The sequence below is a fragment of the Paenibacillus lycopersici genome (assembly GCF_010119935.1).
GTDB classification, from domain to species: domain Bacteria; phylum Bacillota; class Bacilli; order Paenibacillales; family Paenibacillaceae; genus Paenibacillus_Z; species Paenibacillus_Z lycopersici.
In genome coordinates, this window is the sequence record NZ_CP048209.1 from 6,038,600 (window position 1) to 6,052,786 (window position 14,187).

A 14,187-nucleotide genomic window follows, 5' to 3' on the forward strand; every position below is an offset into this window, starting at 1 on the left:
CGCTGAATCGCCCAATACAGCCATATCAGCGCTCCCAGCATCAGCGCGCCGCTCCCTATAATCGCAAAAATCAGGAGCTTGCTCTTCACAGCCTTCAGCCTCCTTCTCCTGTCGAAACACATGTATGCAAGGCGCGCATCCGCTGCGGACGCTGCTGCGTGCTAGTCGCCATCCCGATATTTGCGCGGCGTCGTGCCGGCCGTCTTCATGAAGACGTTATAGAAGGACGGCTCGCTCTGGTAGCCGACGATCTCGGCGATCTCCCTCACCGCCAGTTTCGTCGTGCGCAAATACCGCTTGGCTGCCTCCATGCGGCAATAAATAAGGAACTGGATGGGGCTCACCCCCACCGCTTCCTTGAACAAATGGGCCAGGTGGTACTTGTTCATGTACGTTTCGGCGGCAAGCGATTCCAGCGTGAGCGGCGCTCCGTAGTTCTGCTCGATCGTCCGTTTCGCCTTCCACACCGCATCCTTCGCCGTCGGCCGCGGACGCTCCGCCGCTTCGCCGTAATGCAAGATCCGCGCCAGCTTCACGAACAGCAGCCCCAGATAATGATTCGCCGCGAGCTCGGATTCCGGCTCCATGCGACGATGCTCGGCGATGCAGTCCCGCATCAGCTTGCTGATGGCCGGCATATGCTCGTTCAGCTCGACGACCGGGTCCCTGCCGGGCGCGAGGAAATAATCCGGCGGCAGCTCGCCGACCCGCAGCCCCGTGAATCCGATAAACGTCGCGCGAAAAGGATGCTTCGTGGACAGCTCCTTATGCCACAGCCCCCGCTGATAGAACAGCATCGTTCCCGCGCGCGCGGTATACGGCCTGCCGTCGATTTCGAAATCTCCCTCGCCTTCCTCGACGAGCAGCATTTCGCTGTTGGCGTCATGCTTGTGCAGCTCCAGGTTGAAGCGGACCGGATTGCCGTCCATATCGAAGGAACCGCCCGCCATGTAGATCGGCTGACTGTGGAACAGCGACGCCTCGCTCACCGGCACTCCTCCCTAATCGCAAGAATGAATAGTTTTTCTCACAAGTTCCATTATTGTATCGTCATGCCAATTGGCATAATCTAGTAATAGATAGCGCTTGCATTTGCTATTATCAGAATACCGTATTTATACCTTGTGTTACAACATTAAATAATTAAGGAGCGTGCTCGTATTGTTGCGATTCCATAAACGCCAGCTGTCCGAAGAGAAGTACGAAGCCTGCGCCGTGTTCGACATCAACGGCGACGGCGTGCCGGACATCGTGAGCGGCGCGTACTGGTACGAAGGGCCGGACTACGCGAACAAACATTTCATCTGCGACGTCCCTGCCATCCAGGAATATCACGACGACTTCTCCGACTATCCGATGGACGTCGACGGCGACGGCCGGCTCGACATTATTACGGGCGCATGGTGGGGCGAAACGCTCCGCTGGCGTAAGAACCCCGGGGAGCCCGGCGTGCCGTGGGAGACGTTCGACATCGACCGCTGCGGCAGCATCGAGACGATCCGGTACTTCGACATCGACGGCTGCGGCGTGCCGGAGATCTTCCCCAACACGCCGGGAGCGCCCCAGGCGTTCTACAAGCTCGTCCGCGACGCGGAAGGCCGGGGCACCGGCGAGTTCAAGAAGCATGTCATCGGCGAGGGCGCGAGCGGCCACGGCATGGGCTTCGCCGACGTGACCGGCAACGGCCGGACGGACGTCGTGCTGGCGGGCGGCTGGCTGGAGCAGCCGGAGGATCCTTGCGCCGGCTTGTGGACGTTCCATCCGGAATTCTCGCTCGGCAGCGCCAGCGTACCGGTGCTCGGTTATGACGTGACCGGCAACGGGCTGACCGACCTGATCGTCGGGCAAGCGCATGATTACGGGCTGCATTGGTACGAGCAAGGCCGCGCCGAGGACGGCTCGCGGACATGGACGAAGCACGAGATCGACATGTCCGGCTCGCAATTCCACGATCTATGGCTGGTCGATCTCGATCTCGACGGCGAGCCGGAGCTCGTTACGGGCAAGCGCTACCGGGCGCACAACGACGGCGATCCCGGGGCGTTCGACGACATCGGCATCTACTATTACAAGATCGCCGGCGGCAAGTTCGAGAAGCATGTCATCGATTACGGTCCGGCGGGCGAAGCATCCGGCGCGGGCATTTATTTCTGGGTGCAGGATCTGACCGGCAACGGCTATCCCGATATCGTGGCGCCGGGCAAGGACGGCCTCTATCTCTTCGAAAATCTTGGGCAAAGCGAGGAATAACGGACATGAGCAAAGTAAGGATCGGTTTTGTAGGCGGGGGCGGCATGGGGCAGATGGCGCACTTGAGCAATTACGCCGTGCTCGCGGATGAATGCGAGGTCGTGGCGCTGGCCGAGATCCGGCCGCAATCCGCGGCGCTCGTCGCGCAGCGCTACGGCATTCCCGAAGTATACGGCGATCATCGCGAGCTGCTCGCGAACGCCAAGGTCGACGCCATCGTCGCGCCGCAGCAGTATCGCCACCACGCGGCGCTGATTCCGGACATCCTGCGCGCGGGCGTCCCGGTCTTCACGGAGAAGCCGCTCAGCCTGACCGTCGAGGCCGGCCGCGAGCTGGTGCGCATCAGCGAAGAGACCGGCACGCTGCACATGGTCGGCTACCACAAGCGCTCCGACCCGGCGATGGAACGCGCCAAGCGGGAAGTCGACGCCTGGCGTGCGAGCGGCGACTACGGCAAGCTGCGCAGCATCCGCGTGACGATGCCGCCGGGCGACTGGACGGCCGCGGCCGACAAGCCGCTGAACGCGGGCGACCCGTACCCGTCGCTTCAGCCGGAGCCGGGACCGGCCGATTATACGGATGAGCAGACGCGCGAGCTGGACATCTTCGTCAACTATTACATTCACCAAGTGAATGCCATCCGCTTCTTCCTCGGCGGCGAGAACTACAAGCTGACGTTCGGCGACCGCGCCGGCCTGCTGCTCGTCGGCGAAAGCGACAGCGGCGTCACGGTCAGCCTGGAGATGGCGCCGTACCAGACGTCCCACGAATGGCATGAGCATGTCGTCGTCGGCTTCGACAACGGCTTCGTCCGCGTCGACCTCCCTGCTCCGCTCGTCCGGCAGCAGGCGGGCAAGCTGACGATTTACCGCGACAACGCCGCCGTCGGCGAGCCGGAAATCGTCCGGCCGATCATGCCGAACGTCTCGGCGATGCGCAACCAGGCGCGCAACTTCCTTGCGGCAGTCCGGGGCGAACGCCCTGCGCCGTGCACGTCGAAGGAAGCGCTGGAGGATTTGATCCTCGCGCGGTCTTATATTGATTTTATGTCGCGTACGTATGGTAACGGGCTAGCGAAGGTGTAAGGCCGGCGGCGCCGGCGGCCGGGAGTGCGCGGCCGGTTTTGGGAGCCGTGCATGTTGGGCGATGGTGGCCAGCTTTGCCGCCTACAGCCGGTGTCGCGACCATGGAACGTGGTACGACTATTTGCCGGCAATTGCCGGTTTCGGGGCCATGTGTTGTACGTAGTACAACTTAGCATGTAAAGAAACTCATGTTTGATGATACTGAATGGCTCATATAACTTGAACGGCAGACTTCGGGCAGTTGTGGCGAACGTCCCCATTCCCCGGTTTAGACAGCCGCAGCTGTTTGGATCACATCGCTCGTGGAGGGATAGGCAGCGGCACCGTCTTCGAAAAGCATGGAATCCGGACAGGAGATCCGTTATTTGTCCGTTTTCGTGGCTTTTCATATGCTCGCGGTTATAGGATCCGTTATTCCGTCAAAAAGGCAGACTTTCGATGCTCTCCGGAGGCAATAACGAATCCTGTGTCCGTTCGCCAGCCTAAACCTACCGATTTCAACCCAATAACGGATTCTGTGTCCGTTGCCCATGAAGACAATCTAGCCGACAAAGGCAATGTCGAAGAACGGAGTACTTTCTCGACAGCCATGTGTTGTACATGGTACAACTCTTTGTCCGGACACGGCCGGTTGCGCGAGCATGTGTTGTACGCAGTACAACGCTTTGGCCGGCAAAGCTCAGTCTCGCGGGCATGTATTGTACGTGGTACAATTCTTTTACTGGCAACGGCCATCCCTCTATCTATTCCCTGCAAAGCCCCTGCTGGAGGCGCGCTGCAGGCAATGTTTCAAAAGCCAAGCAAGCGGAAAGAAGCTTGAAGGGCGGTTCGGCGTCGGAAAAAGCGAGCGAAGACCGAACCGCCCGCCGAGTCTTCCCCGCTTACACGCTTTAACCATTCACCAGAACGGGGTGTTCCTAATGAGAAGAGTCGCCATCATCGGAGCCGGCAGCGTCGTGTTCTGCAAAACGCTGATCCTGGACATCATGGCAACGGAAGCGCTGGAAGAAACCGAGTTCGTCCTCATGGCGCCGTCGACCACCAGGACGACGCATGTGAAAAGCTACATCGACCGCGTCATCGCCCAGAACAGCCTCAAGGCCACGGTTTCCATCACGACCGACCGCCGCGAGGCGCTGACGGGCGCGAACTACGTCATCTGCTCGTTCCAGATCGGCGGCTTGACCGCCTTCGAGATGGACTACAAAATCCCGCTCAAATACGGCGTCGACCAATGCATCGGCGACACCCTCGGGCCGGGCGGCGTCTTCCGCGCCCTGCGCAGCATTCCGGTCATCCTGGACGTCGCGCGCGACATGGAAGAGCTGTGTCCGAAAGCGATCCTGCTCAACTACGTCAACCCGATGGCCATGATCTGCTGGGCGCTCGGCGAGACGAACATCCAGTACGTCGGCTTGTGCCATGGCGTGCAGACGACGCTCGACCTCATCTCCGGCTATACGGGCGTGCCGAAGCAGGAGATCGATTTTATTACGGGCGGCATCAATCACATGGGCTGGTTCCTGAAGCTCGAGCATGAGGGTCGCGACCTCTACCCGGCGCTGCGGGAGAAATTCGAGCAGCCGGAGTTCTACGTCAACGAGAAGGTGCGCGGCGAAGTGTTCCGTCATTTCGGCTATTTCATGACGGAATCGACGGGGCATCTGTCCGAGTACGTGCCATGGTTCCGCCACAGCAAGAAAGCGCTCGACCTCTACTGCGACGAGCCGGCGTTCGGCGGCGCATCCGGCGCGTACTACAACTGGTGCGTGTACGTCGGGAACAAATACAGCGATGCCGACATGCTCACGGACGAGTCGTCCGACCTGCCGCCGCGCAGCATCGAATACTGCGCCTACATCATCGAGGCGCTGGAGACCGGCAAGCCGTTCAAGTTCAGCGGCAATCTGCGCAATAACGGCATGATCAAGAACCTGCCGGACGACTGCTGCGCGGAAGGCCTCGTCTACGCGGACCGGACCGGCATCCACCGGACGATCGTCGGCGATCTGCCTGCGCAATGCGCGGCGCTGAACATGACGAACATCAACGTACAGCGCCTGGCCGTCATGGCCGCCAAATCCGGCGACCCGGAAACGGTCGTGCAGGCCATCGCCCTCGATCCGCTGACGTCGTCGGTGCTGACGCTGAAGGAAATCCGCGAGATGGTGACGGAAATGCTCGACGCCGAGAGCGAATGGCTGCCGCAATTCGGCAACCGCCGGCCGCGTCCGACGCCGACGGTCCATATTCCGGCCGACGTGAAGCGCGCCGACGTGCCGATCGATCCGGCGCTTGCGATCTTCGCCCGGCTGGGCGAGCTGGCGCAATAAACGGCTGGCCTCATTGAACAAACAAAGCCCATCCAATTCAGAATCCGTCGAAGCGGATCCGAAATGGATGGGCTTTTTATCGATCGCGGAATGCGGTTTACTTCCCCGACGGCTTCGGCATAAGCCAAGCATGATCGGGGTCGTTCCAGAACTTCCACGTCCGCACGGGGCCGGCCATGACGTTCAAGTAGTACGCATCGTAGCCGGGCGGCGCCGACACGGGATGATAGCCCCGCGGCACGAGCACGGCTTCGCCGTTCTTCACGGCCAGCGTCTTGTCCAGGGAGCGGTCGTCCGTGTAGACCCGCTGCACCGCGAAGCCCTGCTCCGGCTGCACCTCATAGTAGTATGTCTCCTCGAGCAACGACTCCTCGGGCAGATGATCGCGGTCGTGCTTATGCGGCGGATAGCTGGACCAATGGCCGCCGGGTGTGAACACTTCCACGACGAGCAAGCCGTCCGCGGCCTCGGATTCCGGCAAAATGTTATGGATCAGCCGCTCCGTGCTCCCTTGTCCGCGAACTTCAACGCCTATTTGCTCCGGTCCGATGAGCCGGGCCGGATGCGTGCCCTTCCCGGGTGCCCAGCATACAGCGAGCCGCAGCCCGGTCAACGCCGCGACCTCGAAGCGGTCGCCGTTCGGCACGTAGACGGCATAAGGCGGGATTTTCTCGAAGACGCTCATCCTTGCCCCGATGCCCGTCCAAGCCTGCTTCGCCGTGACGACGTCCGCCCGGCCCGCGAGCAGCACAAGGCATGCTTCGCGGTCGCCGGTCGGAACGGCCAGCCGCTCCCCGGCCTCCAATTGGTACACCTCGAAGCCGACGTACGTCCATCCCGCCGACTCCGGCGTGATCCGCAGCACATTGCCGTCGGGATCCGGCGTACGATTCGGTTTGACAATCAGTTCGCTCATGTTGCGCTCCTTTCTTGCGATGGCCGGGGCTTCCCGGAGAACCGATCAGCGCGGTTCCCCCATACCCCGGCGAGGCGGCTACCAGCGCGCCGTCACCATTTTCTTGCGCGTATAGAACTCCACGCCGTCCGGACCGTTCGCGTGCAGGTCGCCGTAGAACGACTTTTTCCAGCCCGAGAACGGGAAGAACGCCATCGGCGCGGGCACGCCCAGATTGATGCCGAGCATGCCGGCGTCGATCGTTTCGCGGAAGCGGCGGACATGGCTGCCGTTCTGCGTGAACAGGCAGGCGCCGTTCGCGAAGTCCGAACGGTTGGCAAGCGCGATCGCCTCGTCCAGGCTCGCGACGTGCACGACCGACAGCACCGGCGCGAAAATCTCGTCCTTCCAAATCTTCATCTCGCTCGTCACGTGATCGAAGATCGTCGGGCCGACGAAATACCCGTCGCCCGATGCCGCCGCGTCCGTACGGCCGTCCCGGCGCAGAACCGCGCCGTCCTGCTCGCCGGAGGCGATGTAGCCGAGCGTACGCTCCTTATGCGGACCGCGGATAACCGGGCCGAGGAAGACGCCCTCGTCGAGACCGTTGCCGATCGTGATCTTGTCCGCCGCTTCGACCAGCTTCGCGATCAGCGGCTCGGCGGCATCGCCGACGGCGACGACGACGGAGCATGCCATGCAGCGCTCGCCCGCGGAACCGAAGGCCGCGCCGACGATCTGCGTCACCGCCGCGTCGAGGTCCGCGTCCGGCATGACGATGGAGTGGTTCTTGGCGCCGGCCAGCGCTTGAACGCGCTTGCCGTGCGCCGACGCCGTCTTATAGACGTATTCGGCCACCGGCTGAGAGCCGACGAACGAGATCGCCTTGACGCCGGGATGCTCCAGCAGCCCGTTCACGACGTCGTGCGCGCCGTGGACGACGTTCAGCACGCCGTCCGGCAGGCCCGCTTCGCGGAACAGCTCGGCGAGCCGGTTCGCGAGCAGCGGCGTCCGTTCGGACGGCTTCAGCACGAACGTATTGCCGCAGGCGATCGCAAGCGGGAACATCCAGCACGGCACCATCATCGGGAAGTTGAACGGCGTAATGCCGCCCACGACGCCGACCGGGTAGCGGTACATGCCGGACTCCAGGTTCGTCGCGATGTCGGGCAGCTGGCGGCCCATCATGAGCGACGGCGCGCCAGCGGCGAATTCCACGCATTCGATGCCACGCAGCACCTCGCCATGCGCTTCGGTATAGCTCTTGCCGTTCTCCAGCGTGACGATGCGGGCCAGCTCCTCCCAGTGATCGACGAGCAGCTGCTGGTATTTGAACAGCACGCGCGCGCGGCGGGGAACCGGCGTCTTGCTCCACGTCTCGAAGGCATTCTTCGCGGCGCGCACGGCACCTTTCAGTTCTTCCTTGCTCGAGAGCGGGGTATAGGCGATGATCTCGCCGGTGGCCGGATTATATACCGGCTCGGAGCTGCCGGAGACGGAGGCGACCCATTCGCCGCCGATGAAGTTGTTCAGCAGGGCCGGTGCGTTCGTGTGGGACATACGGTTCATTCTCCTTTCGATATTACGCGTGTTGGGATGTCTCGATGTAAGCGTCGACCTGCTCGGCCGTCGGCATCGCGTCGGAACAGCTGTGGCTCGAGATGACGATGGACGCCGCCGCGCTGCCGTACTCCATGCTGCGGGCGACGCTCCAGCCCTGCATCAGGCCGTGCAGGAAGCCGGCCGCGTACGAATCGCCGGCTCCGAACGTCTTGACGATCTTCGCCGGGAAGATCGCGCCCCGGTGCGAGCCGCCGTCCCTGGCGTAGGCGATGGAGCCGTCCTTGCCGTGTTTAATGATCACAAGCTCGGCGTGGCAGCCGAACCATTGCGCCGCCGTTACCTCGTCGCTGTGCGCGGCGTTGCCGTCGAAGCGCTCGAGCATATCGAACTCCTCGCGGGTGCCGATGATAATATCGCTCTTCTCCGCCGCCAAGTGGTAATAGACGGCCGTCTCTTCGGGCGAGGTCCACGTGTACGGGCGGTAATCAATGTCGAATACGACCTTCGTGCCGTGCTTGCGGGCATAGCGGAGCGCGAGCAGCACCGCTTCGCGCGAAGGGCTCTTGGCGAGCGCCGTGCCGGAGACGAGCAGCGCCTTGCTCTCCGCGATCAGCCCCTCGTCCACTTCTTCGGGCGCAAGCAGCAGGTCGGCGGCGTTGTCGCGGTACATGAGGATGCTGCAGTCTTCGGGACTCTTGATCTCCGTAAACGCAAGCCCCGTCACGGCGCCCGTCCGGTCCGTCGTCACGCCGGCCGTGTCGATGCCGTTATCGTGCAGATAGCTCCGGATGAACCGCCCCATCTGGTCGTCCGCGATTTTGCCGATGAAGGCCGCGCGGTGGCCGAGGCGGGACATGCCGATGCAAATATTGGCCGGCGAACCGCCGACGTATTTGGTAAACGTCATCGTCTCTTCCATCGGACGGTTGATTTCGTTGGCGTTCAGATCGATACACAGCCGGCCGATCGCGACGAAGTCGCGCGGCCTGCCGGCGGGAAACGCTAAGGTGTTTTCCATCGGGCAGCCCTCCTTGATGTTGGGAATTGCATCAGTACGGTCGCGCAGCCTTCAACGCAGTCTGCATGCGGCTGTGCGCGGCGACGACATTGCCGCTCGCGGACACTTCCGGCACGCCGACATGCCACCACGATTCGTAGCCGTCCGTATTCGTGCCCGGCAGCACCTTGATCTCTACCAGCACCGGGCCTTCTTCGTCCTTCGCGCGCCGCAGCGCGTCCGCGAGTTCCTCCGCCGTGCGCGCCGTATAGGCGGCGGCGCCCAAGCTGCGGGCATGCATCGCGAAATCGATCGGCATGTAATCGCCGTTCAGACGCCCCGTTGCCTTGGACCGGTAACGGAATTCATTGCCGAAGCCGTCGCTGCCGTGCCCGCGCTGCAAATTATGAATGCATTGGAAGCCATGGTTGTCGAGCAGCAGCACCGTCAGCTTCACGCCTTCCTGAATGGCCGTCACGAGCTCCGAATGAAGCATCAGGTAACTGCCGTCGCCAACGAAGGCATAGACGTCCCGCTCCGGCTCGGCCAGCGCCGCGCCGAACGCGCCGCTCACCTCGTAGCCCATGCACGAGAAGCCGTATTCCATATGGTACGTCTTCGGCTCGGTCGTCCGCCAGACGCGGTGCAGGTCGCCGGGCAGGCTGCCGGCGGCGCAGACGACGACGTCCGTCGCGCCGACGAAGCCGTTGATGACGCCGAGCGCGCGCGTCTGCGTCAAGCCGTCCTCGCGCTCGAGCGCGTAGAGCCGGTCGACCTCGCGGTCCCACTCCGCCTTCAGCGCGGCGATCTCGCCTTCCGCGTAGCCGCTGCCGTAGCCGCGCGCCGTCAGCTCGGCTTGCAGCCCGGCAAGTCCGGTCCGCGCGTCGGCCGTCACGGCCACGCCTTCCAGCTTCGCCGCATCGAACGCGCTGACATTGATATTGACGAACGCGACGCCGGGCCGGCGGAACGCCGACTTGGACGCGGTCGTGAAGTCCGAGAAACGCGTGCCGACGCCGATAACGACATCCGCCTCGGCGGCGATCCGGTTCGCCGCCAGCGTGCCGGTCGTGCCGACGCCGCCGAGGGCGAGCGGATGGTTCCACGGCATCGCGCTCTTGCCGGCCTGCGTCTCCGCGACCGGGATGCCGAACGCTTCCGCGAACCGGCGCAGCTCATCCGCGGCTTCGGCGTAGAGCACGCCGCCGCCCGCGACGATGAGCGGCCGCCGCTTGCCGGCGAAGGCATCGGCCGCGCGGCGCACCGCCTCCGGGGATGCCGGACGGCGGTCCGCATAATGCACCCGCTTGCCGAAGAACGCGGCCGGGTAATCGTACGCTTCCGCCTGCACGTCCTGCGGCAGCGCCAACGTCACCGCGCCGGTCTCCGCCGGGTCGGTCAGGATGCGCATCGCCTGCAGCAGGGAGGCCATCAGCTGCTCCGGCCGGACGATCCGGTCCCAGAACTTGCTGACCGGCCGGAAGGCATCCGTCGCGGCAACCGTATAGTCGCCCGGCACTTCCAGCTGCTGCAGCACGGGGTCCGGCTGGCGGCCGGCGAAATTGTCGCCCGGCAGCAGCAGGACGGGAATGCGGTTCACCGTCGCCGTCGCGGCCGCCGTCGCCATGTTGAGGGCGCCGGGACCGATCGACGACGTGCAGGCGTAGATCTGCCGCCGATTCTTCTGCTTGGCGTAGGCCGCGGCGGCATGCACCATTCCTTGTTCGTTTTTGCCCTGGATGAACTCGAGCTCGCCGGGCACCCGTTCGAGCGCCTCGCCGAGGCCCGTCACATTGCCGTGACCGAAGATGCCCATCACGCCGCGGACGAATTTGATTTCCTCCCCGTCCACGGACAGGTATTGGTTATCCAGAAATTTAAGCAGCGCTTGGGCCATGGTCAATCGGATCGTACTCATGCGCGGCCGCCTCCATTCGTCGAATTTGCCGCAATCGGCATCGATTCCGTAACTAACACCGGATTCCTCTCCTTCGCTTGTCCACGTCATCCGCGGCTGCCGTCTTAGAGCGTCTCTTCCAGCCTGCGCAAATACTCGTAGCTCTGCGCAAGGCTATCCAGCGGACTGCCCGGGCAGTAGTCCTGCTCGACGGCGAACCATTCGACGCCGCTTGCCAGTCCCCAGCGGAGAATCGGCGCGAAGTCGATGACGCCTGAGCCGATCTCGGCGAAGTACTGCCGGTCGTCGTTCGTCATGTCCTTCAGGTGCAGGATCGGCATCCGGTGCGCGTATTGGCGAATGTACGACAGCGGATCCTGCCCCGCCTTCTTGACCCAATACGTATCGATCTCGGCATATACCACCGGATCGTCCAGCAAGTAATCGAGCGCGAACTTGCCGTCCATCATCGTGTGAAACTCGAAATCGTGGTTATGATAGCCGACGCGGAAATCCGTCCCTTTCACGCGCTCCGCCACGGCCAGCAGGTCGCGCTTGACGCTCGCGTAGCCATCGGGGTTTTGCAGCCCGTCGGGCAGCGAATGGCAGATGAAATCCTTCGTGCCGAACAGGCGCGCCTCTTCCAGCACGTTGTCCAAATCATCCTTCATGCGCGGCAGGCCGACGTGCATGCCGGCGGTCTTGAGTCCAAGCTCCTTCGCGATCGCCGCGATATCGCGGGCCGGATTGCCGTGCAAGCCGTCGATCTGAACGGCCGCCCAGCCCATCTTGGCCAGTTCCCGGAGCAGGCCTTCGAAATCCTTCTTCGCTTCGTTCCGTACCGTGAACAGCTGCGCCGCCAGTTTATTCCGGATCATTGTCCGATCGCCTCCCTTTTCAAATCCAGCCACTCCACTTCCGCCGGCGTCAGCTTCAGCTGCATGGCCTCGATCGACGAACGCAGCTCCTCCGCACTCCGCGGACCGATGATCGCGCATGTCGCGAACGGCTGGTGCAGCACGTACGACAGCGCAAGCTGGATCGGCGTGACGCCCTTCTCTCCGGCGAGCCGCAAGGCGCGGCGGTACCGCTCCCAGTTGTCGTCGTTGTAGTAGACGCGCACCATTTCCTCGTTCGAGGTGTCCTCCGGCGTAAACTGCCCGGAGAAGAAGCCGCCTGCCTGCGCCGACCATGACAGCAGCGGCATGCCGTTCGCCGCATGCCAAGCGATCGTCGCCTCGTCCGCCGAGACGACGCCCGGCCAGCGCGGCGCCTGCGGCTTCGCCAGGCTCAGGTTCGTGCTGCTGAACGCGAAGCCCGTCAAGCCGTGCGCGGCCGCGTAATCGTTCGCTTGCCGGATCCGCTCGTGCGTCCAGTTCGATGCGCCGAACGCGCCGATCCGCCCCGCCTCCTTGTGCGCGTGCAGCTCTTCAATGATCGGGCCGACCTCGACGGCGGGATCGTCGCGGTGCAGCGCGTACAGCTCGACATGATCCGTGCCGAGCCGTTCCAGGCTCTCGGTCAAATCCTGCCGGATCGCCGCCGGGTTGACCCGCGGGCCCGGGCTGCCGTCGTCATGATGGGCGCCTTTCGTCAGAATGGCAACCTTGTCGCGCAGCTTCTCTTCGGCGAGCCATTGGCCGAGCAGCTTCTCTCGTCCCCGATATTGGTGCGCGGTATCGAACGTGGCGCCGCCGGCATTCACGTAAGCGCGCAGCATCGCGATTTCGCTCTCGCCAAGCGCCCGCAGATCGCCGGTACCCAGAATGAGGCGGGATATCGGCTTAGTCACGCCTTGAATTCGTATCGTTATCATTGTGCATCCTCCTTGGAGCGATCGCCTTCAGAATGAGTGCCTTGGTTCTTCGTAATCTGGTACCGATACCATATCGATTGTTGCCACATCATCAACCAACCATCTATACGGAATTCGTCTTGACTGCTGCTTCTTTGTTTCTTTGTTTCTTTGTTTCTTTGCTTCCTTGCTTCCTTCCTTGCTATATTTCCGGCAACCGGCGGGGCTCCCGGCGTTCATCGGCGAACGGCGCGGGATACAAGCGCGTTCATCTGCATACATACGCAGCCCTGGTTGAGCAGGCGCGCCGTCTCGCGAGGTTACGCCGGCCATGCCGCGTTGTGGTCAGAAATCACGCCGCGTCCCCCTTCGAACCAATTACCGTCGGACATGCTATTGCGAACTCGCCTCGGGCAGCGCCTGTCCGCCCTCGTGCTGCTTCAGGAACCGGTGCAGCCCGCCAAGATCCGCCGTTCCCGTGCTTCCGCCGTATGCGCCGACGGACATCGCGCCGCAGGCATTGCCGTATTTCAACGACGTTTCGACGTCGAGTCCCCGCAGGAACCCGTAGAGATAACCGGCATTGAACGAATCGCCCGCGCCCGTCGTGTCGACGGCCTCGACCTTGAATGCCGGATGATGCGTCAGCTTGCCGTCCTTCGCGGCGACGGCCCCTGCGGCGCCCAGCTTGACGACGACATGCCTGCCGAATGTCGCCATATGCCGCAAGCCTTCCTCGATGTTCGTACGGCGCGTGTAATGGAGCGCCTCCGTTTCGTTCATCAGGAATACGTCGATATGGCGCATCAAGTCGAAGATGCCTTCGTACCATTCCCCGGAATCGTCCCAGCCGACGTCGCAGGAGAGCGTGACGCCTCTCTCCTTCAGCTGCTTCACGATCGCAAGGAACGTCTCGTGATTCTCGCGGCCGCGGTAGCCCGTCAGATGAACATGCCTTCCTTGGGCGATGCGGTCCGGCTCCAGGCGGCCCAGCTCCAGTTCCTGATTGGAGCCTGCGTAAGACAGGAAGGAACGGTCCGTGTCCGGATTGAACGCGATCGAGATGCCGGTCCGGTGGATTTTGCTTGTCTCGATCAAGCTGGTATCGATTCCATATTTGGCAAACTGTTCCCGGATGAAGCTGCCGTTGCTGTCCTCCCCCAATACGCCGCTGAATGCGATGCCGAGTCCGAGCTTGGCGAGGGACAGCGCGAACAGGGCCGCCCCTCCGCCGACGTGAACCAGCATGTTCTCCACGAACACTTCCTGTCCGGGCTGCGGCACCCGGCTTTGACCCACTACCACCAAATCTATGTTGACGTCGCCGACGACCACCGCATCGAATTTCTTCACGTCTCTCTCCCTCTTCCGC

11 protein-coding genes are annotated in these 14,187 nt (G+C 62.8%); 3 read left to right on the forward strand and 8 right to left on the reverse strand.

Annotated elements, in window-relative coordinates:
* Positions 1 to 161: 161 nt before the first annotated feature.
* On the reverse strand, positions 162 to 989 hold the full coding sequence (locus tag GXP70_RS26485) for an AraC family transcriptional regulator (RefSeq protein WP_162359582.1): 828 nt from the start codon (positions 987 to 989) through the stop codon (positions 162 to 164).
* A 172-nt stretch (positions 990 to 1,161) separates the two neighbouring features.
* Between GXP70_RS26485 and GXP70_RS26490 the strand changes: the two genes are divergently transcribed.
* The 3 genes from GXP70_RS26490 (at position 1,162) to melA (ending at position 5,668) form a co-directional block, all read left to right on the forward strand.
* Entirely contained in the window at positions 1,162 to 2,250 is a 1,089-nt protein-coding gene (locus GXP70_RS26490; protein WP_162359583.1) for an FG-GAP repeat domain-containing protein, read from the forward strand.
* A 5-nt stretch (positions 2,251 to 2,255) separates the two neighbouring features.
* A complete protein-coding gene (locus GXP70_RS26495; RefSeq protein ID WP_162359584.1) occupies positions 2,256 to 3,335 on the forward strand; it encodes a Gfo/Idh/MocA family protein in 1,080 nt (359 codons plus the stop codon).
* A gap of 920 nt (positions 3,336 to 4,255) precedes the next feature.
* Positions 4,256 to 5,668, forward strand: a complete 1,413-nt coding sequence (gene melA, locus GXP70_RS26500) for an alpha-galactosidase (protein WP_162359585.1) — start codon at positions 4,256 to 4,258, stop codon at positions 5,666 to 5,668.
* Between the two features lie 97 nt (positions 5,669 to 5,765).
* On the opposite strand, the gene iolB is transcribed toward melA, so the two are convergent.
* The 7 genes from iolB to GXP70_RS26535 all read right to left on the reverse strand — a co-directional run bounded on the left by iolB (position 5,766) and on the right by GXP70_RS26535 (position 14,168).
* The gene (gene iolB, locus GXP70_RS26505) at positions 5,766 to 6,584 is read right to left on the reverse strand and encodes a 5-deoxy-glucuronate isomerase (protein ID WP_162359586.1); all 819 of its coding nucleotides are present in this window, start codon (positions 6,582 to 6,584) and stop codon (positions 5,766 to 5,768) included.
* A gap of 78 nt (positions 6,585 to 6,662) precedes the next feature.
* Positions 6,663 to 8,123 (reverse strand): CoA-acylating methylmalonate-semialdehyde dehydrogenase, encoded by a 1,461-nt coding sequence (locus GXP70_RS26510; protein ID WP_162359587.1) that lies wholly within the window; start codon positions 8,121 to 8,123, stop codon positions 6,663 to 6,665.
* A 22-nt stretch (positions 8,124 to 8,145) separates the two neighbouring features.
* Positions 8,146 to 9,144, reverse strand: a complete 999-nt coding sequence (iolC, locus tag GXP70_RS26515; protein ID WP_162359588.1) for a 5-dehydro-2-deoxygluconokinase — start codon at positions 9,142 to 9,144, stop codon at positions 8,146 to 8,148.
* A 31-nt stretch (positions 9,145 to 9,175) separates the two neighbouring features.
* Complete coding sequence (gene iolD / locus GXP70_RS26520) at positions 9,176 to 11,041, reverse strand: 3D-(3,5/4)-trihydroxycyclohexane-1,2-dione acylhydrolase (decyclizing) (protein ID WP_162359589.1); 1,866 nt, start codon at positions 11,039 to 11,041, stop codon at positions 9,176 to 9,178.
* A 104-nt stretch (positions 11,042 to 11,145) separates the two neighbouring features.
* Entirely contained in the window at positions 11,146 to 11,898 is a 753-nt protein-coding gene (locus tag GXP70_RS26525) for a sugar phosphate isomerase/epimerase family protein (protein ID WP_225442569.1), read from the reverse strand.
* Positions 11,895 to 12,836, reverse strand: a complete 942-nt coding sequence (locus GXP70_RS26530; RefSeq protein WP_162359590.1) for an aldo/keto reductase — start codon at positions 12,834 to 12,836, stop codon at positions 11,895 to 11,897. Before GXP70_RS26530 ends, GXP70_RS26525 begins: the two co-directional genes overlap by 4 nt.
* A 372-nt stretch (positions 12,837 to 13,208) precedes the next feature.
* On the reverse strand, positions 13,209 to 14,168 hold the full coding sequence (locus GXP70_RS26535; RefSeq protein ID WP_162359591.1) for a carbohydrate kinase family protein: 960 nt from the start codon (positions 14,166 to 14,168) through the stop codon (positions 13,209 to 13,211).
* Positions 14,169 to 14,187: the final 19 nt, after the last annotated feature.